Here is a 21,785-nt window from a genome sequence, read left to right on the forward strand (position 1 = left end):
GGGGAAAACCCCGCCCCGAACGGGCCGTTTGAGTGAAGCAGCGGAACCAACCCCCTGACAGGGCAGTTGTCCAGGGCGCTCCACTAGCGGGCACTCGTGCGACAAAAGGACCAATGATGTTCAAGAAGATCATGACTGCTGCCGCCGTCACCGCCGCCGCCGTCGGCGCGGGCGCTGCCGCTGCGGCCCCGGCCATGGCCATCGGCAACGACAACGGGATCAACACGGTCAACGGCAACGGTGCCGTGCAGGCCTACGGCAACCAGAAGACCAAGGGCGACATGAGCCCGCAGCTCGGCCTGGTCCAGGGCACCCTCAACAAGCCCTGCATCGGTCTGCCGGTCAAGGTCAACGCGCAGTCGATCCTCGCCGCGCTCAACATCGGCGTCCAGGACATCAACGTCCTGTCCAACCCGATGAACCAGCAGTGCACCGAGAACTCCACCCAGGCCAAGGGCGACGAGCCGCTCTCGCACATCCTGGACAACATCCCGGTCCTGTCGGGCAACGGCTCCATCGGCAGCTGATCCCCGCTCCTCTCCTTCTGCGGTCCGGGCCCGCCCCGCCCGTGGAGCGGCGCAAGAGGGCCCCGGCAGCCTCCAGCTGCCGGGGCCCTCTTGCGCGCCGGGCCGTCACCCGGTCCAGAAGTCCCACCACCGGGTGAGGATCAGCATCCCGATCACGCCGATGTGCAGGGCCGGCGGGGCCCAGCCGAACTCGGTGCAGAAGCCCCGCACCGGCCGGGGCACGGGCAGCGCACCCGTACGGACGTTGTGGGCGGTGACCGCCCAGAACATCAGCAGCGTGGCCACCCAGGTCAGGCAGCACCACAGGCAGAGCGCGTTGATCTCGTACAGCGACTGGACCATCAGCCAGGTGCAGAAGCCGACCCCGAAGGCCGTGCCGGCGTTCAGTCCCAGCCAGAACCAGCCGCGGTAGCGCGCGCCGGCGAGCAGGCCCGCGCCGACGCACACGACGACTCCGAACGCGACCAGCCCGAGCAGGGGGTTGGGGAAGCCGAAGGCCGCCGCCTGGTCGCTCTTCATGACGCTGCCGCAGGAGACCACCGGGTTCAGGCTGCAGGCGGGCTTGAAGTCCGGGTCCTCCAGCAGGAGGAACTTGTCGAGGGTGATCACCCAGGAGGCGAGCACTCCGGCGGCGCCGGTGAACGCCAGCAACCAGGCCAACGTCCTTGGGGTGGCGACCGGTTCGTCCTCGTGTTCACTTCCGGGCCGCCCCTGCTGGCGGGGAAGGTCCACTGTTTTCGTTGCCATACGGCCCATGTTCCCGCGCTCCGGCACAGACCCGGGCGAACCATGCACATCCCTGCGCAAGTTGACCTGAAGGGGTGGCGGGAACCCCGGATGCTTCCCGGACGTTTTACCGAACCCCGGACGTGATGTCAGGCCCAGGGGCTACGTTGAGCTTCCGCGAAGTCACTAGCTGCGACGGCCTGGAGACCCACCTTGAGCGATCCGTACGAGACAACCGAGGCGCACCTCGATCGACTCCTGGGCCGCGCCCTCAACTCCTTCGACCTGCCGGACCGGTTGGTCGAGCGCCTCGGCACCGCGCTCGCCCACAGCTCTTCCCTGTACACCACCCACCACAGCCCGGCGGCGGGACCGTGGCGGGAGACCCACCGGCACACGTACCTGCTGTCCGACGGCGGTTCGGCGTCCTTGTGGGAACTGGTGTACCGGTTGGAGGGCGACCGGACGATCCGGCACGAGGTCTTCGTGAACAAGGCGGAGACCTGCCTGGCCGTGGCCCGGCTGTTCGGCGACACCCCGGCCGAGGCTGCGTTCGACCCGGCGCTGGATCCGGTGTTTGCCGCCGCCGAGGAGGAGTCGGACGACGATGCTGCGGCGCTGAGCGCACTGTTCGCGGCTGTCCCGCCGGCGCAGCGGCACCGGGAGTACGCAGTGGAGGACTCCGCCGACCACGCCCGCCGGGTGCTGCGGCGCGCGGAGAACCCGGACCGGCCCGGGGAACGGACGGCGCTGCTGCTGAAGTCGGCGTACGCGCACCAGATCACCCAGGCGTTCGGCACGCGGCACTGCATGGCGGACGGGCGGGGCGCCGGATTCAGCCTGTACGAGCACTCGTTCGTGCTGCTGGACGGGAGCGAGCTCAGCCTGTGGGAGGTCGAGCACACGGCGACGCCGGACGGGCGGCACATGTGCGAGGTGTACGAGAGCGAGCCGGCTGCCCGCGGGGCGATGGAACTGCGCGCGCAGGTGCGCTGAGGCCTGACCAGGACTGACCCGGCCCGACCAGGACCGACCCCCTACCGACCCGGAAGGCGGGTCCTAGTAGAGGGCGCGGGTGGACAGGGGCTGGTCCGGGGGCGGGTTCTCGGTGATGCGGACCGTCTCGGGGCGCAGGTCCGCGGGCGTCGGCATCGCGCTGCCGGGGAGCTGGACCGCGGCCGCGCCGTGGGCCAGGGCCGAGGCGAGGGCCTTGGGTCCCGTTCCGCCCGCGATGAGGAAGCCGGCCAGGGAGGCGTCGCCCGCGCCGACGTCGCTGCGGACGGCGGTCACGGGGGCCGTGCCGTGGAAGGTGCCCTCGGCGCTCACCAGGAGCTGGCCGTCCGCGCCGAGCGAGGCCAGCACCGCGCCCGCGCCCCGGGAGCGGAGCTCCTGCGCCGCGCGGACGGCCTCGCCCAGGGTGGTCAGTGGGCGGCCGACCGCCTGGGCGAGCTCGGAGGCGTTGGGCTTGACCAGGTCCGGGCCGGCCGGCAGTGCGGCGGTCAGCGCCGGTCCCGAGGTGTCGAGTGCGACCCGGGCGCCGGCTCCGCGGGCGCGGGCGACCAGGTCGGCGTACCACTCGGGCGGCAGGCCCCGCGGGAGGCTGCCGCAGGCCGCGATCCAGGAGGGGCCGCCCGCGGCGGTGCGGACGGTCTCCAGCAGGAGGGCGGACTCCTCCGCGGTGAGTTCGGGGCCGGGCGCGTTGATCTTGGTGAGGGTGCCGTCCGGTTCGACGATCGAAATGTTGGAGCGGGTCTGCCCGACGATGGTCACCGCGGTGACGTCCACGCCCTGTGCGCCCAGCAGTTCGGCGATCAGTGCACCCGGGTAGCCGCCGAGCGGGAGGACCGCCGTCGTGAGCGCTCCCGCCGCGGCCACCGCGCGGGAGACGTTGACCCCCTTGCCCCCGGGGTCGACGCGGTCGCCGGTGGCGCGCAGCACCGCACCGCGGTCCAACGAGGGAACCTCGTACGTCCGGTCGAGGGAGGGGTTCGGGGTGACGGTGAGGATCATACGAGCACGACTTCCGTACCGGCGGCCTCGATGGCCGCCTGTTGTGCGGGGGCGAGCCCCTGGTCGGTGATGAGGACGTCCACGTCCGCGAAGGAGCCGAAGCACGCGAAGTGCTCCCGGCCCGCCTTCGAGGAGTCGGCGAGCAGTACGACCCGGCGGGCGGCTGCCATCGCGGCCCGCTTGACGGCGGCCTCCGCGAGGTCGGGGGTGGTCAGGCCGTGCGCCGTGAAGCCGTTGGCGGCGAGGAAGGCGACGTCGGCGCGGATCTCGGCGTAGGCGCGCAGGGCCCATGCGTCGACGGCGGCGCGGGTGCGGTGGCGGACGCGGCCGCCGACGAGGTGGAGGTCGATGCCGGCGTGGTCGGCGAGCCGGGCGGCGACGGGCAGCGCGTGGGTGACGACGGTGAGCGCGGTGTCGACGGGCAGTGCGGCGGCGAGGCGGGCGACGGTGCTGCCCGCGTCGAGGACGATGCTGCCGCCTTCGGGGAGTTCGGCGAGGCCCGCGGCGGCGATGCGGTCCTTCTCGTCGGCGCGGGTGGCGTCGTGCTCGGTGAGGTCCGGTTCGATGTCGAGGCGGCCGGCCGGGATGGCCCCGCCGTGCACGCGGCGGACCAGGCCGGCCCGGTCCAGGGACGTGAGGTCGCGGCGCACGGTCTCGGCGGTGACCTGGAAGCGCTCGGCGAGGGAGAGGACGTCGATGCGCCCCGCCTCGCGGGCGAGGCGGAGGATCTCCTGCCGGCGCTCGGGTGCGTACATGTGGGTTCGTGTCCGTTGGGGATGTCCGGGTGTCCGACTATGGAAATTATGCCCCACCATGAGCCGGTATGCCATGAAACCAAAGCAAACGGGCATGTCCGCCAACAGAAGCGGACATGCCCGTCAGGGGGAGCGGGAGCCGGTCAGCCGGCCGGGACCGCCTCCGCCTCCGGGGCGGCCTGGGCGCCCTGCTCGCCGCCCTCGCGCTCCTCCATGGGGATCTGCTTGCGCGGCAGCACGAACATCACCGCGAAGATCGCGACGAGCACGGCCACGACCCACCACAGCGCGCCGCGGAAGGCGTCGACGTACGGTGCGCCGAGGACCCGGTCGTCGTCGATCGATCCGAAGAAGACGACGGAGGTCAGGGCGAGCCCGAGCGCGTTGCCCATCTGGCCGGTGGTGTTGATCAGGCCGGAGGCCGAGCCGGCGTGCTCGCGCGGCACCTGGGACAGGATCGTGTCGTTCAGCGGGGCCACGATCAGGCCCATGCCGATGCCCATGACGATCAGCGGGGCGGCCATCTGCCAGGAGGCGATGTGCATGCCGTAGCGCTCGGACTCCCAGATGTAGAGGAGCAGGCCCGCGGCCATGGCCAACGCGCCGGCCTGGAGCACCTTGCGGCCGAAGCGCGGGACGAGCTTCTCGACGGAGAGGCCGGCGGCGACGGAGACGGCGATGGAGAAGGGGATGCCGGTGCTACCGGCGCGCAGGGGGGACCAGCCGAGGCCCATCTGCATGTAGAGCGTCCAGACCAGGAAGAAGATGCCGGTGGCCAGGCCGAAGGTCAGTTGGACCGTGATGCCGCCGGCAAAGCTCTTGATCTTGAAGAGGGAGAGCTCGACGAGCGGGGAGCCATCCTTCTTGATCTTGTACTTCTCGTACGCGATGAAGGCGGCGAAGACGAGCGGCGACGCGATCATGCAGACGAAGCCCCACAGCGGCCAGTCGTTCTCCCGCCCCTGGGTGAGCGGGAAGATCAGCATGACCAGCGCGAGGGTGGCGAGGACGACGCCGACCAGGTCCAGGCGCAGGGCCTTGGGGGCCTTGGACTCCGAGATGAACTTGCGGCCCAGGATCACGGCCGCGATGCCGACGGGCAGGTTGATCAGGAAGATCGTGCGCCATTCGAGGCCGAAGAGGTTCCACTCGGTGAGCAGCGCGCCGAGCATCGGTCCCGAGACCGCGCCGAGGCCGACGATCGCGCCGAACATGCCGAAGACCTTGCCGCGCTCGTGCGGCGGGAAGGTGACGTGGATGATCGCCAGGACCTGCGGGACCATCATGGCCGCCATGCCGCCCTGGAGGAGGCGGGAGGCGACGAGCATGGAGGGGTCGGCGGCGACGCCGCAGAGCAGCGAGGCGGCGGTGAAGCCGGCGACGCCGACGAGGAAGAGGCGCTTGCGGCCGTAGATGTCACCGAGACGGCCGCCCGTGATCAGGCCGGCGGCGAAGGCGAGCGCGTAGCCGGCGGTGATCCACTGGATCGCGCTGGTCGATGCGCCGAAGTCCTGGCGCATGCTGGGTATCGCGATGTTGACGATCGTGACGTCGACCAGGTCCATGAAGGACGCGGTCATCACGATGGCTAGCGCCAGCCAGCGGCGGCGGTCGGCGGACGAGGTGGTCTCGGAGGTCATGAAGAGAAACTTAGACGGGATCTAGGTCAGTTGATGTCCTATTTCTCATGGCAATCTGGATCGTATGACCGACACGCCGGCACGGCTGCTCACCCTGCTCTCCCTCCTCCAGACCCCGCGCGAATGGCCCGGCAGCGAGCTGGCGGAGCGGCTGCGGGTCAGCCCGCGGACCATCCGGCGCGACATCGAGAGGCTGCGGGAGCTGGGGTACCCGGTCGAGGCCACGCTGGGCGCGGACGGCGGGTACCGGCTGGTGGCGGGGGCCGCGATGCCGCCGCTGCTGCTGGACGACGAGGAGGCGGTGGCGATCGCGGTGGGGCTGCGGGCGGGTGCCGGGCACGCGATCGAGGGCGTCGAGGAGGCGTCCGTACGGGCCCTCGCGAAGCTGGAACAGGTCCTGCCGGGGAGGCTCCGGCACCGGGTGGGCGCACTGCAGTCGGCCACGATCGCGGTGACCCGGGGGGACGGGGCCACCATCGACCCGCGGACCCTGACGACGATGGCGGCGGCCGTGGCCGGGCCGGAGCGGCTGCGCTTCGCGTACCGGGCTCGGGACGGGATGGCCTCGCGGCGGCTGGTGGAGCCCTACCGGCTGGTGAGCACGGGGAGCCGGTGGTACCTGATGGCGTACGACCTGGACCGGGGGGACTGGCGGACCTTCCGGGTGGACCGGGTGGCGGAGCCCTTCGCGACGGGCGCGCGGTTCACGCCGCGGGAGCTGCCGATGGAGGCGGCGGAGTTCGTACGGCGCGGGATGCGGGGCGGGGAGACGTACGCGGTGGACGTGTCCTTCGAGGCCCCGGCCGATGTCCTGCCGGTGTGGCTGCAGCAGCACGCCGAGCCCTCCGGGTCCGAAGGGGGCTGCCGGGTTCGGTTCCGGAGCTCGGAGTCCCCGGAGTGGACGGCGGCCCGCCTGGCGTTGACCGCGATCCCCTTCACCGTCCACACCCCGGACTTCCTGGCCTCCGCGGCCCGCGCGCTGGCGGCCCGCCTGACCTCTGCGGCGCCCCCGCAGGGGTAGCGCAGAGCCCCCGGCGCCTGGGGGGGTAGGCGCCGGGGGCTCGTTCGGGGGGCTTCGCCGAGGGCCGGTCAGGCCACTGCGTCGAAGCCGGTGTCGCGGGCCATGCGCTTCAGTTCCAAAAGGGCGTGCTTCTCGATCTGGCGGATCCGCTCACGGGTGAGCCCGTGCTGCTTGCCGACCTCCGTCAGGGTCCGCTCGCGGCCGTCTTCGATGCCGTACCGCATCTTGATGATCGAGGCCGTGCGCTGGTCGAGCTTGCCCAGCAGGTCCTCCAGCTCCTCGCTGCGCAGCAGGGACAGGACGGACTGCTCCGGGGAGACCGCGGAGGTGTCTTCGAGGAGGTCGCCGAACTGGGTCTCGCCCTCGTCGTCCACGGACATGTTCAGGCTGACCGGGTCGCGGGCCCAGTCCAGTACGTCGCCCACGCGCTTCTCCGTCGAGTCCAGCTCGGCGGCGATCTCCGCGTGGTCCGGGTCCCGGCCGTTCTCGCGGTTGAACTCGCGCTGGATGCGGCGGATGCGGCCGAGTTCCTCGACGAGGTGGACGGGGAGGCGGATGGTGCGGGACTGGTCGGCGATGGAGCGGGTGATGGCCTGGCGGATCCACCACGTGGCGTACGTGGAGAACTTGAAGCCCTTGGCGTAGTCGAACTTCTCGACGGCGCGCACCAGGCCGGCATTGCCCTCCTGGATCAGGTCGAGCAGGGGCAGGCCGCTGCGCGGGTAGCGGCGGGCGACGGCCACGACCAGGCGGAGGTTGGAGCGGATGAAGATCTCCTTGGCGCGCTCCCCTTCCGCGGCCAGGGCTTCCAGCTCCTCGCGCGCCGGCGTCTCGCCCTCGCACTCCGTCTCACCGTCGAGGATCTGCTGGGCGTACACGCCCGCCTCGATGATCTGTGAGAGCTCCACTTCCTTGGCCGCGTCGAGCAGCGGGGTACGCGCGATCTCGTCCAGGTACATGCCCACCAGGTCGCGGTCTGCGATCTCCCCGCCCACAGCGCGGGCGCTGCCCCTGGACTGACGACGGGCGACGGCGCGGGTTGCCATGCGTGCTCCCTTGCAATGAGTTAGGTCGCGGTGCGGCTGCTGGAACGCGGCTCCGCGTCCCTGGACACTCTCCCGAGTGCCCGCTTCCGAAGGAAACAACGACTGGAATCGGGACAGAATTCCCACGCCGATCCCTCTTTTTCGAGATCTTGCAGTATCCTGCCCCGCCATCCCTCCCCCACGGTCGGGGCGGAGGCTGTCAGAACCTCGGGACGTGCAGGTCAGGCCCACGTTCGGGGCCGATGCGAAAGCCTTCGCCGCTCCGTCCGACCACCGCGTCCGTGAGACCGCCGTCACACTCCGCGGCCGGCGCCGCGGCCGCACTCCGCCCCTGAAGACGGCTGCCGCCGGCTTCTGGTTGCCCGGACAAGCAACCCATTACCGACAAGACGAAACCCCGCATCGTTCGCATGTGAACGATGCGGGGTCTTCAGTCATTACCGGGGGTGTACCCCGAAGCGCGTCAGTGAGCGATCACCGGGATCTTCACGTCGGCGTCCGCACCCGCGCCGTCACCGGAGGCGACCGGACCGCCGGCACCCGGGCGGCCCGTGGTGATCAGCGTCAGGGCGATGGTCGCACTGGCGGCGAGGATGCCGACCGCCCACCAGATGGCGCTGGAGTAGCCCTCCACCATCGCCTGGGCCTGGACCAGCTTCGCCGCCGGGCCGCCGGCCGCGACCTCGGCCGCGTGGTCGGTCAGGTACGCGGTCGTCGCCGAGGCGGCGATCGTGTTCAGCAGGGCGGTGCCGATCGCGCCGCCCACCTGCTGCGAGGTGTTGACCATGGCGGAGGCGACACCGGCGTCGGCCGGGTTCACCCCGTGCGTGGCCAGCGACATGGCCGGCATGAACGCCGTGCCCATGCCCAGGCCGAGGAGCAGCTGCGCCGGCAGGATCAGCGCCGGGTACGAGGACCCGACCTCCAGCTGGGTGAGCAGCAGCATGCCGGTGGCGGCGAGCAGGAAGCCCGGTCCCATCAGCAGTCGGGGCGCGACCCGGGTCATCAGACGGGCGCCGATCTGGGTGGATCCCGTGATCATGCCCGCGATCATCGGCAGGAAGGCGAAGCCGGTCTTGACGGGCGAGAAGCCCTTCACGACCTGGAGGTAGTACGTGAGGAAGAGGAACAGGCCGAACATCGCGATGACGGCGAGGCCCAGGGAGAGGTAGACACCGCCTCGGTTGCGCTCCAGCAGGACGCGCAGCGGCAGCAGCGGCGACCTCACGCGGGACTCGACGTACACGAAGGCCCCGAGGAGCGCCGCCGAGCCGACGAACATGGCGACGGTGACCGCGTCGGACCAGCCGGCCGACTCGGCGCGGGTGAAGCCGTAGACCAGCGCGACCAGTCCGAGCGTGGACAGGACCACGCCGGGAATGTCGAGCGGGGCGCGGTTGCGGCTGCCGGCGGGTTCACGGATGACCATCCAGGCACCCGCGGCCGCGACGATCGCGAACGGGATGTTGACGAAGAACGTCCAGCGCCAGTTCAGGTACTCGGTGAGGAAGCCGCCGAGGATCAGGCCCACGGCGCCACCGCCACCGGCGATCGCACCGTAGATGCCGAACGCCTTGGCGCGCTCCTTGGCGTCGGTGAACATGACGGCCAGCAGGGACAGGGCGGCCGGCGCGAGCAGTGCGCCGAAGGCGCCCTGGAGGGCGCGGGCACCCAGCATCATCGCCTCGCCGTTGGCGGCGCCGCCGAGCGCGGAGGCCAGGGCGAAGCCGATCAGGCCGACGGTGAAGGAGTTCTTGCGGCCCCACTTGTCGGCGATGCGGCCGCCGAAGAGGAGCAGCCCGCCGAAGGCCAGCGCGTACGCGGTGATGACCCACTGGCGGTTGCCGTCGGAGATGTCGAGGTCGGTCTGGGCCGACGGCAGGGCGATGTTGACGATGGTCGCGTCGAGCACGACCATCAGCTGCGCCAGGGCTATGAAGACGAGCGCCTTCCAGCGACTGGGGTCGGCAGCAGCCGGCGCGAGGGTCGCGGCTGTTTTTGGCATGGGGGTACCCACTTCACTATGCGGAATGACTGAAAAACAACGTTAAAGACTGCTATGAAGGCTTTGCGACGCTAGTGGGCGCGGCCCCGGGCGTCACATGGTTTTCTGCCTCAGGTCCTCCAGCGTGGCCGCCGAGCCCGGCAGCTCGGAGCGGGCCGGCGCCTGCAACCCGTCCAGGAACAGCTGGAGATGGCGGTGGACGAACCCGTCCACGTCCAGGCAGGCGATGCCCGGCAGCGGCCGGCTGAGTTGGGAGAGGGCGACCATCAGGTCGCCGACGCCGACGTCCGTACGGATCAGCCCGGCCTGCTGGCCGGCCTTCACCAGGGTCTCGACGGCTTCCGCCAAGGCTTCGCGGGCCGCGATGAGTTCGGGGTGCTCCCGGTCGAAGTCCCCGGAGAGCATGGGGCACAGAGCGCCGATCCGCTCGTCGGCCGCGGCGTGCGTGAAGCGGCACAGCGCGGCGAAGGCGTCGGGCTCCTCGGCCAGGGAGTCCTCGGCCTGGGCCGTGACCCGGTCCATGACGAAGAGCACGACGTGGTGGACCAGTGCGGCCCGATCGGGGAAGTGCCGGTAGAGGGTCGCGTTGCCGACGCCCGCCCGGCGGGCGACCTCGTCGAACGGCGCTCCCGAGCCCTGCTCCACGAACACCTCGCGCGCCGCCACCAGGATCCGCTCGCGGTTGCGGACGGCGTCCGCGCGCGGCCGCGGGACCCGGGTGGGCGCCACGGTCGAAAGGTCCACGGCGGCCGCCTCCGGGGCGAACGCGTCCGCCTCAGGGGTGGTGGGGCGCTTCATTCGGGGCCTCCTGGGCCTGGAGCTCGTATCCGCCCCCAAACGGGGAGCTGGTCCCCGCTTTGCGGGACTCCCATACAAACGGGGATCGAGTCCCCGGTTATTTCACTCTCCCGTGTGACCTGGGTCATACCTCGATTCCCGTTCGGACGCACCCGACGCGCGGGCGCGCCGCAGCCGACGGAGGGTGATCGCACAGAGCGCAGTCCGGGCCCGGCCGGCTGCCGCGGACCCGAAGGCGATCTCCATGCCGCAGACCCGCCACCGGATACGCACACCACGCCGCGCCGGCGCCTACATCGGCCTCACCGTGCTGGCCCTCGGCATCACGGCCACCGCGAGCACCGGGATATCCGACCGGGGCCACTCCGCGGCCGGGCCCGTGGCCACGACCGCCGAGTCCGCGCTGGCGCCCTGCCGGATCACCGGCACGATGGGCGTCCAGATGTCCGAGGGCCTGCCGACCCCACCCGGGTACTCCCGGTCGACCGGCGAGGTCCGCGCCCTGAACCTGATGATCGACTTCCCGGACGCCAAGGGCGAGGGCACCGCGCTGGACCGCCTCGCGGAGTTCTTCCCCCAGACCTCCGACTGGTTCCGCACCAGCTCCTACGGCCGGCTCAGCTACCGGGCCGAGGCGCCGATAAGGACCTGGCTGCGGATGCCGATGCCCTTCGCCGCGTACGGGATCGAGCGCGGATCCGCGTACGAGCCGGGCTACCGGCAGCTCGTCGAACACATCGTGAAGGCCGCCGACTCCGAGGTGGACTTCAGCCGCTACGACCTGGTCAACATCCTCGTCACACCGAACGCCGGACCGTCCGCCCTGGACACCGTGCTCTCGGTGACCTTCTCGGGCAACGCCGAGGCCCCGATGGCCGACGGCGTGCCGCTCGCCAACACGTCCTTCGTCTACAGCCGCCAGGACGACGGCTCGGGCACCTACCGGGAAACCGGCTACCGGGTGCTCCCCCACGAGAACGGGCACGTCTTCGGACTGCCCGACCTGTACACCACCGACGGCGGCGGAACGGTCGGGCACTGGGACATCATGAGCGAGGACTGGGGCGCCAACAACGACCTCCTGGGCTGGCACAAGTGGAAGCTGGGCTGGCTGGACAGCTCACAGATCAGCTGCGCCGCGAAATCCGGCATCAGCGACCACACCCTGACCCCGTTGGCGGTGGAGGGCGGCACGAAGCTGGCCTTCGTACCGCTGTCGGAGACCTCCGGATACGCGGTGGAAGTGCGCACCCGGGCCGGGAACGACGAGGCCGTCTGCAAGCCCGGCGTCCTGATCTACAAGGTCGACTCCCAGGTGGACACCGGCCGCGGGCCCGTCGCCGTCTCGGACAGCGCGGTCGGCAGCGGCGGCTGCACCCGGCGGCCCAACGTGCACGGCGAACTGTCGGACGCGCCGTTCCGGCCGGGCGAGACCTTCACCGACGACAAGACCGGCGTCAGCATCTCGGTGGTCGGCGAGCTGCGCAACGGCAGCTTCCAGGTCCGGATCACCCGCCCCTGACCGCTACTGACCGACCCGGACACACACGACACCCAAGGAGACTCCGTATGACCGGCACCCCCGAAGAACGCCTCGCCGCGGCCGGGCTCACCCTCCCGAAGGCCCTCGCCCCGCTCGGCGCGTACGTACCCGCGCTGGTCAACGGGCACTACGTGTACACCTCCGGCCAGCTCCCGATGGTCGACGGTGCGCTCCCGGTGACCGGCAAGGTCGGCGCCGAGGTCACCGAGGAGCAGGCCAAGGGCCTGGCCCGGCAGTGCGCCCTGAACGCGCTCGCCGCGATCGCCTCCGTCGCCGGCGACCTGTCGGCCGTCCGGCGCGTGGTCAAGGTGGTCGGCTTCGTGGCCAGCGATCCGCGGTTCACCGGGCAGCCGGGCGTGGTCAACGGGGCCAGCGAGGTCTTCGGCACCGCCTTCGGCGACGCGGGCATCCACGTGCGCAGCGCGGTGGGCGTGGCGGTGCTGCCGCTGGACGCGCCGGTCGAGGTGGAGGTCGTCGTGGAGCTGCACACCCCGATGGGCGTCTGACCTCGACGTCACGTGCCGCCGTTGCCGCGGTACTCCTCCCAGGCCCACAGCAACTGGCGGCGGGCCAGGACGCCGACGGCGTGGCGCCGGTACCGGGCGGTGCCGCGCACGTCGTCGATCGGGTTGCAGTCCGCGCCCGCGAGGTCCCCGAACTGCTTCGCGATCGACGGGGTGATGACCTTGCGGGACTCCCAGAACCCGCCCTCGTCGAGGGCCGCGGCCAAGAACTCCTCGGCCGTCTTCGCCCGGATCGGGGTGGGCGCCGCCGAGCCGATGCCGGTACGAACGCTGCGGGTCGCCGGGTGCAGGGCCAGCCCGAAGGCGCAGACGGCGATGACCATGGCGTTGCGGGTGCCGACCTTCGAGAACTGCTGGGGGCCGTCCGCCTTCGCCACGTGCACGGCCCTGATCAGCTCGTCGGGGGCGAGGGCGTTGCGCTTGACCCCGGTGTAGAACGCGTCGATCGGGATCAGCCGGGAGCCCCGTACGGACTCCACCTCGACCTGCGCACCCGCGGCGAGCAGCGCCGGGTGCGCGTCCCCGGCCGGGGACGCGGTGCCGAGGTTGCCGCCGACGCTCCCGCGATTGCGGATCTGCGGGGAGGCGACGGTGTGCGAGGCGAGGGCCAGGCCCGGGAGCTCCGCACGGAGGTGCTCCATGATCTGCGCGTACGGGACGGACGCGCCGAGCCGTACGACGTCCCCGCCGGTCTCCCATTCCCGCAGCGGGCCGATGCGGTTCAGGTCCATGAGGTACTCGGGCCGGCGGTGGTCGAAGTTGATCTCGACCATCACGTCGGTGCCGCCGGCGATGGGCACGGCGGTGGGGTGCTCGGCCTTGGCGGCGAGCGCCTCCTCCCAGCGGGCGGGACGAAGGAAGTCCATGCATGTCCCATGGACCAACTCGTCCGACCGCAAACCGGATGACCCGGAATTCCCCCGCTCATCGCGCCCGGCCGGGAGTCATTGAAGTCGCATGAGCGAGCGGGAACGTTCTTCGACCACGGAGGAGGCCGCCGCGCGGGTCAAGAGCTACACGCCCCCTGCATGCGCACGGGGCGGGACGGGCGTGGCTGGGAGCCGCGGGGGACGGCGGATGAGGGGAGCCCGGTCGCGGAGCGGTGCCGGGGGCGGTGCCGCTCCCGGAACCGCTGCGACCCGGTCACCGGTGAGCAGCGTGAGGGACGCCGAAGGACGGCGCCGGTGGGCGTCGTGGTGCGGCGGCTTGCAGCAGCCAGTAGTTGACCGCGCAGCCCAGCGCGATGCCCGACCAGGCGAGGGCTCCGTTGTCCGTCAGCAGGCCCGCGAGGAAGACCGGCAGGGCGATCCCGAACTCCTGGAGCAGACGCAGGCGCAGCACCACGCCGAAGCGGTCGGCGGCCTTGTGCCGGCCTTCGGCGGTGGCGGCCAGGAGACGGAAGGGGAAGGCGGCGGCCTGTCCGACCATCAGCCAGGTGAACCACGTCGCGGCCGGGCCGTGCAGGCCGTAGAGCCAGGGCAGCACCGTCCAGGCCGTGCTCGTGACGAGGACGCAGACGCCTGCGGATGCGGCCAGGACGCATCGACGCAGGTGCCGCCATTCCTGGGGGGAGGGGTCCGCGCCCTTGCAGACCATGCCGGTCGCGTTGACCAGCGCGGTGATCGGGATGTGTAGCGTCGCCGTGAGCACGGCTCCTGCGGAGAACGCGGCGAGCCGGTCCGCCCACGAGGCGTTGAGGGTCAGGGCGAGGACCAGGAGCAGTTCGAAGCCGATCGCCGAGAGCATGTGTCCCCACTCCGTGAGCATGGTGCGCGCCACCTGGCGCAGCCAGCGTGCACTGTCACGGAGCCGGAGGGGGACGGAGAGGTGATCGCGCAGCAGCCATACGGTGACGGCGCATTCGAGGGCGGCGATGGCGGAGGTGGCGGCGTAGGCGCCGGCGAAGCCGAGTCCGAGTCCGTGCACGAAGAACAGGTCGAGCGCGGCGTTGGCGACGACGGCGACGGCGTACAAGGTGAGGAGGGGGCGGGAGCGCCGGAGCGCGAAGAGCGCCATGGCGCCGACGAACTGCGCGAGGCGTACCGGGGTGGCGATCAACAGCCACAAGAGGGCTGACTGCGTGTTGTCGCGGACGCCCGGTGCGGCGACCAGGGCGTCCACGAGGTACGGCAGCACGGCCAGGCCGACCACCGCGATGAGCAGCCCGGCGGCCGTGGCACCGACCAGCCCGCCCTGCACCGCGCGCCGGCGGGCGTGGGCGGATACGGCCCCGGCCACGGACAGCCCGACGACGGGACCCATGGCCATGGCGGTGATCGAGTCGAGGAGGAGCAGGCGCTGCGGTACGGCCGCGGCGGCCACGGCCTGCTCGCCCAGGGTGCTGATCACCCACAGGTCGGTCTGGGCAATGGCCTGGCCCATGACGGACGCCACCACCATGGGTCCCATCAGGGCGAGGACGCGTCGGCCCAGCGACGGGGTGGGGGTGGTCGCGCCGGTCACAGCGGGCTCCAGTCGAGGGCGGCGAAGTCACCGGAACGGGAGAGCGACCACCGGATGCCCGGTGCCGGCTCCAGCCCCGGCACCTGGGCGAGTTTCACGCGGCCGCGTTCCAGGGGTGAGCGCCCCTTCAGTGCCACGACGACTTTGGGGGCGGTGGTCCCGGTGGTGAGGGCCAGGCCTCGTTGCCGGTGCTCCGGTGAGGCGAACCAGCGTGCGGCCGAGGCTGCGAGCAGTTCGATGTGGTCCTGCGGCTGGAGCGCGATGCCTTCGTTGTTCAGGAATTCGAGGAAGTGCAGGTGCATGCGCCAGTCCAGGCGCCTGCCCGCCGCCACGGCCCACTCCAGGAAGGCCTCGTAGAGGTCGGTGGTGTCCGGCAGGCGTTCGGCCAGCTGCGGGATGCGGTCGAAGAGCTGGTGCCAGCGGATGCGGAGCGCTTCCTGGGCGATCAGCCGGTCACGGGATCCCGGGGTGAGGGAGTCACGTGCGGTGGGGCTGATGCAGGCGTTGAGCCGCGACGACTGCGGCGCGCGTGCGGTCAAGGTCCGTTCTCCATTCGTCCAGGTCGTGGTTGGCGTCGCGTTCGACGACGAGCGTGGCGTCCGGTGCGGCGCGTCCGGCGAACAACGTCACCAGGTCGAGGGTGTCGTCGCTGACGGAGACGTCGTGGCTGTCGACGATGAGCGAGGGGGCCGCCGGGGAGGGGCTGTAGCCGGCCAGGTGGAACCTGCGGCCCACGCCCGGGACGTCGGCCCACGCGGCGGCGGGCTGACCGGTGTTGAGCTGGGCGACCATGGCGTTGGACACGTCCATGAGGACTTCGCATCCGGTCGCTTCGGTGAGCTCGGCGTAGGCGCGGGCCTGGGGGATGTCGGAGGCTGTCTGCGAGGGGAAGTTCTCCACGGCGAGGGTGGTGCCGAGCTGGTCCTGCCACGCGCGCACGGAGTCGATCACCGGCTGCCAGGCAGCGTAGTCCACCTCCAGGGCAACGGGCAGCGGCTGGCCGTTGTGGGAGAAGTGGGCGATGTGGTCGCTGACGTAGAGCAGGCCGCAGTCCGCCTGCCACTGGTTCACCAGGTTCAGGTAGTGGTCGAGGCGTGCCCGGTCCGGGTCCAGGAACCGGGAGAGCATGATGTGGCAGCCGACCGGGAGGTCACCGACCGTGCGGCGGAACTCCTTCGGGTCGAGGTGGGCGAAGCCGTCGATCAGGACCTCGACGAAGTCGATGTGCCCCGAGTCGCGCAGCTGGCAGGCCATCTCAAGGGTGTCCGGCGAGGTCACATTGACACCGATCAGCATCAGCGCAGCTTCTCCTTGGCGTAGGCCAGCAGGTCCTGGGGGGCGCTGACCGCCCCATGGCGTTCGGCCGGGGGTATTTCGTCGAGGTTGAGGACGATGCGCTTGCCGCGCGCGCGGACGTCGGCCACCCACTGGTCGAACAGTTCGACGTAGGACAGGCCGCGTTGTTCGGAGGCCTCTGCGAGGCCCGGGATCCAGCCCTTGCACAGCTGGCGGAGGTAGGCGCGGCAGTAGGGGACGCCGTAGTCGTGCGGCTCCGCGTCCTTGGCTCCCGCGATGCCTGCCTGCTGGTGCCGTTCCAGGAACGATGCCGCCCGGGCGAAGTCTGCGTAGTACTGGTCCGCCCGCTCCGTCCAGGTGATGTCCGCGTGTTCGACGATCACGGTGACGGGCTCGGTTTCCGTGATCAGCCGCTGGCTCAACACGGTGTCCAGCAGCGACCACACGCCTTCGTGGACCGCCTCGGAGTGGCCGTCGTGGAGGGTTCCGTCCCGTCCCGTGCGGACGCCCGACAGGTGCAGTTCGACCACCTGGGACCAGGGGATCGCGCCGAGCAGCACCTCCACGGGGACACCGCAGTTGACGGCGTCGATGTAGAGGTGGGCCAGGTCGACGATGAGGCCGGACCCGGTGTTCTCACAGATGCGCGTCACCGCCTGCCAGGCGTCCAGGATGCCCCGGGCGGAGGCGGAGTAGCAGTTGGCGTTCTCCACCCAGACGGGCAGGCCCGAGGTCTCGTGGAGGTCGGTGAGGAAGCGGACGGCGCGTTGCTCTTCCTCCTTCGTGCCGGTGAAGTACGAGTGGAGTCCGAAGGAACCGCCGCCCAGGGCCCGGTCGCCGGTGACGTGCACTCCGATGGAGGTCGGCTTGTTGCGGCGGGTGGCCGACTGCTCCATCACGTAATCGATGTAGCGGGCCTGTTCACGCGGGCCTTCGCAGATCGCCGTACGCCCCAGGTGGAGGGAAAATTCCGGGATCGCCGGCACCCCGTCGAGGCTCTCCCATTTCCGCCACTCGTTGAACCCGAACTCCAGGAAGGGGCTTTCGCCGACGAGGGCGAGCCTCCTGGCCGGGTCTGGGTCGATCAACCCCGGAGTGAACGCCCCACCCACTCGCAGGAGGTCGTCGCGGACCGGCTGGACTGTCGCTTGCATTTCTTTTCCTCTCCCCCTGTTTCCCCGTACGGCGCGGGCGCGCTCCGAATTCGGAGCGCGCCCACACAATTGCTCAGCCCTTGTTGTAGCTGCCGCAGGTCAGGGCCTCCGCCATGACCTCGATGTCCTGAATGTCGATCATTTCCTTCACCTCCTCACCTGAATACGATCCGCTGGCCACACACTCGCCGGGCAGGGATCACCCTGCGCAGACTCAGCCCTTGTTGTAGCTGCCGCAGGTCAGAGCCTCCGCCATGACCTCGATGTCCTGAATGTCGATCATTTCTTTCACCTCCTTGTCCGGATGTGGCATATCGGTGGAGCGAAAGCTTTTCGGGATTCCTTTTACGGCCCCCCGGTTTCGCCGGTGTCGGCCGGTTCTCCCTGCCGATGCCTCTACTGTGCCGGTCCCCAAGGACCACTGGAAGGGCTTTCCGGTGGACGGATTCTGCAGTGGCATATCCCGTCCACCTCCACCTGCCACGGGGAAGGAAAAGGGGCACCGAACGACGGAAAGCCGCGTCCCGGCGGGACGCGGCTTTCGTACGGGGGACCGGGAAGGGGACCGGGAAGGGGCTCAGACGCGGGTGGCGGGGAGCCAGCCGTTCTGCACGGCGTGCGCGCCGGCCTGGAATCGGCTGCGGGCCTCCAGGGCCTCCATGAGTTCGGCGGCGATGCGGCGGGCGGTACGCGGGGAGACACCGAGGCGTTTGGCGATGGCCTCGTCGGTGAGGCCCTGGAGGAGCATGTGGAGGGACTCCCGGTGCTGGCGGGTCAGTCCGTCCATGTTGCGTTCCACGGCGGTGCCCAGCGGGTTGGCGCTCTGCCAGACGCTCTCGAACAGGGCGCACAGCGCGGCGATGGTCCCCTCGTAGGTGAGGACGACCGCGCCGGTCTGGGCGTCGTTGGTGTCGAGCGGGAGGACGACCTCGCGGCGGTCGGAGATGATCATCCGCACCGGCAGGGTGGGAGCGGTGCGGACCTGCCCGCCGTGGCGGTGCAGCCAGTCCACGTGGTCGAGGGTGGGCTGGTGGTTGCGGACGCTGTCGAGGTAGACGGTGCGCATGGTGATGCCCCGGTCCAGGAGCGCGGCGTTGGGGCCGCGGCTGGCTTCGAGGTCGGCAGCGCTGTGGGCCCCGCCGGGCGCGAACGTCATGATCTCGTGGCGGGTGTTGGCGGCCAGCCGTGCCAGCCGGTCGCGTATCTCCTCCGGCCCTTGGAGGCTCTCGGCCCCGGCGGTGGCGCCCCGCGGTCGCATCGCCGAGCATTCGGCGATGAGCTGCGCGGCGGCGGCCCGGGAAGCCTCCACCTTCTGCTGGTGGGCGGCCAGTTCGGCCTGCTGGCGGGCCAGCAGCAGTTCCATGGCGTCTTCGGGGTTCAGCGCACGGAACCCGATGCCCTCCTGGGACGAGGGCTGGACCAGCGCGAGGCGGCTGAGCCGGTCGAGGCAGGCGCGCAGGTCGCTCTCAGGAAGCACGAGCCGCTGGGCGAGCGCGGTCACCCCGTCCTTGGGGTGGGCGAGCAGGGCCCGGTAGACGCGTTCGGCCTCGGCGTCGAGCCCCAGCAGTTCCAGCATGGTGATACCCCCCGATATTAGTACACGTGCGCCTGCAGGGAACCATACGAAGGCGCGGAGCGCCTCCTGGTCGGTTTCTGTTTTGGCATAAACAGTCCCCTGTGTCGGCCTGTACTGCGGGGGTGGGCGCTGCCCAGGATGGCCGCATGTATCTCGTGCATGTCCGACTTCGAGCCCCGGATCAGACCTCCCTTCCCCCGGACGCGGCACAGCTGTTCCTGGGGTGCGCCCTCGACGGGGAAGGCCTGGAACACGTCAGTGCACACGGCGATGCGGTGGGCGGTCCGGTCGTGGGCTTCTACCTCACCGCGCCCTCACTCGCCCTCGCGGAGCGGGCCGCGTCAGCCATCTGCCACCGCGCGCTCCTCGCGCATCCCTCGCTCGCCGAAGTGGAAGTGGTGTCCTTCGGCGCGGCCCTGGTCCCGCAGCACTGGAACGCACTCCTGCGATCCGATGGACGGGATATGCAGATGCAGGATCCGTCCACCACGAACCCCTTCCACCCGTTCTGACGGCCCAGCAGAGTAGGGCCATCGGCCGGGGGAACCAGCCGGGACCGGGAACCGGGCAGGTGCCCGGGGACGTAACAGAAGCAATTGCGCTCTCAAGGGGAAACCGATGTCCACGCTCGTCACTCGAATCGCCAAGACCGCGGCCGCAGCCGTCATCGCCGTCGGTGCTCTGGGTGTGGCGCATTCGTTCACCACCGGGGAGCCGTCGGAATCGCGCCACTCCTCCGCCTCCGCCTTCGACTTCACTTCGGTGACCATTCCGCTGGACCCGGCCCCCCTTCGGGACAAGTCCGACATCACCGATGTCACCTGGGGCCACTGACGGCGGGCGGGGCGAGGGGGCGTCCGGAACGCTCACCAGACACCCACCACACGGTTCAAGACGGACAGCGAGTCTCCGCCGGACATGCAGATCACCGCGTGGGTGACACGGCTCCGGTGCCGATGATCACCGGCCCTCAGTTTCCCAAGGTGCGGGATTCGGGCGGCGGTGCCACCACCAGCCGACCGGGGTCTGCTCTGAGGATCCTCCCGCCAGTTCCCTGCGGAGGCTCCCTGACGGGTCGTCCTCTGTCGCAGCGACGAACCGCCCGTCCAGCTGTTCCAAGGCCTCGTCGAGCAGCTCGGTGACGTCACGAGGCAGGCGGGCACCGATTCCGGCCAGCTCGTCGCGAGATTCCAGCCGCTCCCGGTAGAGGTGGGCCGGGTACCACCCCGATGGTGCCCACGCAGATTCCATTTGCGTGATGACCCTCTCCCACACCACCAGGTTGCCCTTCGCGGTCCGGACGGGGCTGCCGGTGCCGTCGTCGAGGGAAAGCCTCGCGAGGCCCGAGGCGGCCTGCCGCACTTTCACCACCGATGCCGCGAACGCCCAGGCCACAGGCGTGTCCGGCCGCTGTTCCCGTACGATTTCGGCGAATCTCGTCACGGTCGCCCGCGGCAGCTGCGGCACTGGAGCCTCGACGGCGGTGACCTCGTAGAAGGGCGGCTCGTCGTCGGAGAGTTCGAGCCGGGCCCGAGTGAGAAGCCCTTCCGGCGTCACGGCCCAGTAGGCACTGGGCGGTGCTTCCTCAGCGGGAAACAGGACGGTCGTCATCACGGCCTTCGCGAACCCCGCGGCGACGTCGGCTTCGGGCGGCTGATCGGCGGCTTCCTCCTGGGCGTACACGTCCAACGACCAAGCCACGTCACCGCGGACCGCCCGGTATTCGCAACTGACGGGCGCGTCCCAGTTCCGGAGGTCGGGGTCGCCGTCAGAATCGGCCACGTCCACGTCACCGACCGCGATGCCGAGGCATCCGGCCAGCGCGAGGGCCATGACCTCGGGGCTGACGGCGTCGATGGTGAGGAGGTTGTATGTCACGGATGCGTCCCGTCGTTGATGGCCATGGCTTTCTCGACGATGCCCGGATGGTTCGTGAATCGGGGATCAAGCAAGCCGATTCCGTCGGTCGAGCCGACCCGGTCCGCCCCCCCAGATGATGCCGAGCCTGGCGCTCCCCCGCGGGAGCAGGCGGGCTCGCCGCTCGGCTCTGCGACGGTCACTGCCCCGGGGCAGTGACCGTCGCCTTCAACCATCGTGATGGCCAGTCCGAAGAGCAGCTTGTTCATCTGACGTCCGCCGTGACGGCCCGTCGGGACCGAACGGACACCCGAGTACGTCGCGCGGCCGATCGGCGAGGCCGACCTCCGCACGGCCTACCAGTCCCGTCGCAGGTCAGCGGCCCTCCGCAGCCTCCACGGGCGCGCTCTGCCTTATGGGGGCGCATCCGCGGAGCACGATCCGCTAGGCTGTCTGCGGTCAGTCGGCTACTCGGCACGTGCGGGAGAAAATGTCCAGCCGGACATCTCACCTACCGCGCCGTGGCACCAGCTGACCAGGGCGTTTGACTCGCCAGGGTGGCGAACCCCACTGGGGTTTCCTCCACGGTTTCCGTCAAGCCCCTGCCTTCGTTTGCCTTCGTGCCTTCGTGCCTTCGTGGGGCTTGCGGGAAACCCTAAAAGCCCAGGTCAGAGCCTTCGCACCGAAGCTGCCGAAAACGCTCCGCTCCCATTCTCGGAACGCTCGGGACATCGTTGCAGCTCAGAGGCTTATTGACGGTGCCATCGAAATCCCCCTCAGGTCGCACTGCAGTCGACCCACCGCTGGCGCCTAACCCTCGTCACCGGCCACATCGACACCGTGC

At 70.5% G+C, this 21,785-nt stretch carries 23 protein-coding genes; 7 read left to right on the forward strand and 16 right to left on the reverse strand.

The annotated features are described in order from the left end of the window. The first annotated feature begins 116 nt into the window (after positions 1-116). Positions 117-527 carry a rodlin gene (locus OHA65_RS16425; protein WP_327285683.1) on the forward strand — a complete coding sequence of 137 codons (411 nt, stop codon included), beginning with the start codon at positions 117-119 and terminating at the stop codon, positions 525-527. A 105-nt stretch (positions 528-632) separates the two neighbouring features. Here OHA65_RS16425 and OHA65_RS16430 read toward each other — a convergent pair whose 3' ends face one another. Then, positions 633-1,274, reverse strand: a complete 642-nt coding sequence (locus OHA65_RS16430) for a vitamin K epoxide reductase family protein (protein WP_371643817.1) — start codon at positions 1,272-1,274, stop codon at positions 633-635. 192 nt (positions 1,275-1,466) lie between these two features. Between OHA65_RS16430 and OHA65_RS16435 the strand changes: the two genes are divergently transcribed. Continuing rightward, a complete protein-coding gene (locus OHA65_RS16435; protein WP_327283858.1) occupies positions 1,467-2,249 on the forward strand; it encodes a DUF6227 family protein in 783 nt (260 codons plus the stop codon). Positions 2,250-2,312: 63 nt separating this feature from the next. Here OHA65_RS16435 and pfkB read toward each other — a convergent pair whose 3' ends face one another. The 3 genes from pfkB to OHA65_RS16450 form a co-directional block, all read right to left on the reverse strand. Next, positions 2,313-3,263, reverse strand: a complete 951-nt coding sequence (pfkB, locus tag OHA65_RS16440) for a 1-phosphofructokinase (RefSeq protein WP_327283859.1) — start codon at positions 3,261-3,263, stop codon at positions 2,313-2,315. Beyond that, on the reverse strand, positions 3,260-4,018 hold the full coding sequence (locus tag OHA65_RS16445) for a DeoR/GlpR family DNA-binding transcription regulator (RefSeq protein WP_327283860.1): 759 nt from the start codon (positions 4,016-4,018) through the stop codon (positions 3,260-3,262). The genes pfkB and OHA65_RS16445 overlap by 4 nt, the downstream gene beginning before the upstream one ends. A gap of 143 nt (positions 4,019-4,161) precedes the next feature. Next, positions 4,162-5,658 (reverse strand): MFS transporter, encoded by a 1,497-nt coding sequence (locus OHA65_RS16450; protein ID WP_327283861.1) that lies wholly within the window; start codon positions 5,656-5,658, stop codon positions 4,162-4,164. Between the two features lie 64 nt (positions 5,659-5,722). Here OHA65_RS16450 and OHA65_RS16455 point away from each other — a divergent pair, with 64 nt between their 5' ends. Next, entirely contained in the window at positions 5,723-6,679 is a 957-nt protein-coding gene (locus OHA65_RS16455) for a YafY family protein (RefSeq protein ID WP_327283862.1), read from the forward strand. A gap of 68 nt (positions 6,680-6,747) precedes the next feature. Here OHA65_RS16455 and OHA65_RS16460 read toward each other — a convergent pair whose 3' ends face one another. The 3 genes from OHA65_RS16460 to OHA65_RS16470 form a co-directional block, all read right to left on the reverse strand. Further along, positions 6,748-7,725 carry a sigma-70 family RNA polymerase sigma factor gene (locus tag OHA65_RS16460; protein ID WP_327283863.1) on the reverse strand — a complete coding sequence of 326 codons (978 nt, stop codon included), beginning with the start codon at positions 7,723-7,725 and terminating at the stop codon, positions 6,748-6,750. Between the two features lie 463 nt (positions 7,726-8,188). Further along, positions 8,189-9,730 carry an MFS transporter gene (locus tag OHA65_RS16465; protein ID WP_327283864.1) on the reverse strand — a complete coding sequence of 514 codons (1,542 nt, stop codon included), beginning with the start codon at positions 9,728-9,730 and terminating at the stop codon, positions 8,189-8,191. A 93-nt stretch (positions 9,731-9,823) separates the two neighbouring features. Continuing rightward, positions 9,824-10,528 (reverse strand): TetR/AcrR family transcriptional regulator, encoded by a 705-nt coding sequence (locus OHA65_RS16470; RefSeq protein WP_327283865.1) that lies wholly within the window; start codon positions 10,526-10,528, stop codon positions 9,824-9,826. A gap of 244 nt (positions 10,529-10,772) precedes the next feature. On the opposite strand from OHA65_RS16470, the gene OHA65_RS16475 reads away from it, so the two are divergent. Beyond that, positions 10,773-12,050 carry a M6 family metalloprotease domain-containing protein gene (locus OHA65_RS16475; RefSeq protein ID WP_328763022.1) on the forward strand — a complete coding sequence of 426 codons (1,278 nt, stop codon included), beginning with the start codon at positions 10,773-10,775 and terminating at the stop codon, positions 12,048-12,050. 47 nt (positions 12,051-12,097) lie between these two features. Further along, positions 12,098-12,577, forward strand: coding sequence for a RidA family protein (locus OHA65_RS16480; protein WP_327283867.1), 480 nt, complete (start codon positions 12,098-12,100; stop codon positions 12,575-12,577). 8 nt (positions 12,578-12,585) lie between these two features. Here the strand turns inward: OHA65_RS16480 and OHA65_RS16485 are convergent, their stop codons facing one another. The 7 genes from OHA65_RS16485 to OHA65_RS16515 form a co-directional block, all read right to left on the reverse strand. Next, entirely contained in the window at positions 12,586-13,461 is an 876-nt protein-coding gene (locus OHA65_RS16485; protein WP_328763023.1) for a xanthine dehydrogenase family protein subunit M, read from the reverse strand. A gap of 277 nt (positions 13,462-13,738) precedes the next feature. Then, positions 13,739-15,058 carry an MATE family efflux transporter gene (locus tag OHA65_RS16490; RefSeq protein WP_328763024.1) on the reverse strand — a complete coding sequence of 440 codons (1,320 nt, stop codon included), beginning with the start codon at positions 15,056-15,058 and terminating at the stop codon, positions 13,739-13,741. Next, positions 15,055-15,597, reverse strand: coding sequence for a hypothetical protein (locus tag OHA65_RS16495; RefSeq protein ID WP_328763025.1), 543 nt, complete (start codon positions 15,595-15,597; stop codon positions 15,055-15,057). Before OHA65_RS16495 ends, OHA65_RS16490 begins: the two co-directional genes overlap by 4 nt. Continuing rightward, the gene (locus tag OHA65_RS16500; RefSeq protein ID WP_327283871.1) at positions 15,536-16,354 is read right to left on the reverse strand and encodes a DUF692 family multinuclear iron-containing protein; all 819 of its coding nucleotides are present in this window, start codon (positions 16,352-16,354) and stop codon (positions 15,536-15,538) included. Before OHA65_RS16500 ends, OHA65_RS16495 begins: the two co-directional genes overlap by 62 nt. Beyond that, positions 16,354-17,508: a DUF692 family multinuclear iron-containing protein gene (locus OHA65_RS16505; protein ID WP_327283872.1), complete on the reverse strand. Its 1,155-nt coding sequence runs from the start codon at positions 17,506-17,508 to the stop codon at positions 16,354-16,356. Before OHA65_RS16505 ends, OHA65_RS16500 begins: the two co-directional genes overlap by 1 nt. A 214-nt stretch (positions 17,509-17,722) precedes the next feature. Then, entirely contained in the window at positions 17,723-17,968 is a 246-nt protein-coding gene (locus OHA65_RS16510; RefSeq protein ID WP_327283873.1) for a hypothetical protein, read from the reverse strand. Between the two features lie 117 nt (positions 17,969-18,085). Next, the gene (locus OHA65_RS16515) at positions 18,086-19,084 is read right to left on the reverse strand and encodes a LuxR C-terminal-related transcriptional regulator (RefSeq protein ID WP_327283874.1); all 999 of its coding nucleotides are present in this window, start codon (positions 19,082-19,084) and stop codon (positions 18,086-18,088) included. Between the two features lie 146 nt (positions 19,085-19,230). Between OHA65_RS16515 and OHA65_RS16520 the strand changes: the two genes are divergently transcribed. Then, positions 19,231-19,596, forward strand: coding sequence for a hypothetical protein (locus OHA65_RS16520; RefSeq protein ID WP_327283875.1), 366 nt, complete (start codon positions 19,231-19,233; stop codon positions 19,594-19,596). A 106-nt stretch (positions 19,597-19,702) separates the two neighbouring features. Next, on the forward strand, positions 19,703-19,918 hold the full coding sequence (locus OHA65_RS16525) for a hypothetical protein (RefSeq protein ID WP_327283876.1): 216 nt from the start codon (positions 19,703-19,705) through the stop codon (positions 19,916-19,918). Between the two features lie 126 nt (positions 19,919-20,044). On the opposite strand, the gene OHA65_RS16530 is transcribed toward OHA65_RS16525, so the two are convergent. Both OHA65_RS16530 and OHA65_RS16535 read right to left on the reverse strand, forming a co-directional pair. Further along, positions 20,045-20,962, reverse strand: a complete 918-nt coding sequence (locus OHA65_RS16530; protein WP_328763030.1) for a hypothetical protein — start codon at positions 20,960-20,962, stop codon at positions 20,045-20,047. Beyond that, positions 20,959-21,210, reverse strand: a complete 252-nt coding sequence (locus tag OHA65_RS16535) for a hypothetical protein (RefSeq protein ID WP_328763032.1) — start codon at positions 21,208-21,210, stop codon at positions 20,959-20,961. Before OHA65_RS16535 ends, OHA65_RS16530 begins: the two co-directional genes overlap by 4 nt. Positions 21,211-21,785 lie beyond the last annotated feature (575 nt).

It is taken from the genome of Streptomyces sp. NBC_00045 (assembly GCF_045041095.1).
Lineage (GTDB): Bacteria > Actinomycetota > Actinomycetes > Streptomycetales > Streptomycetaceae > Streptomyces.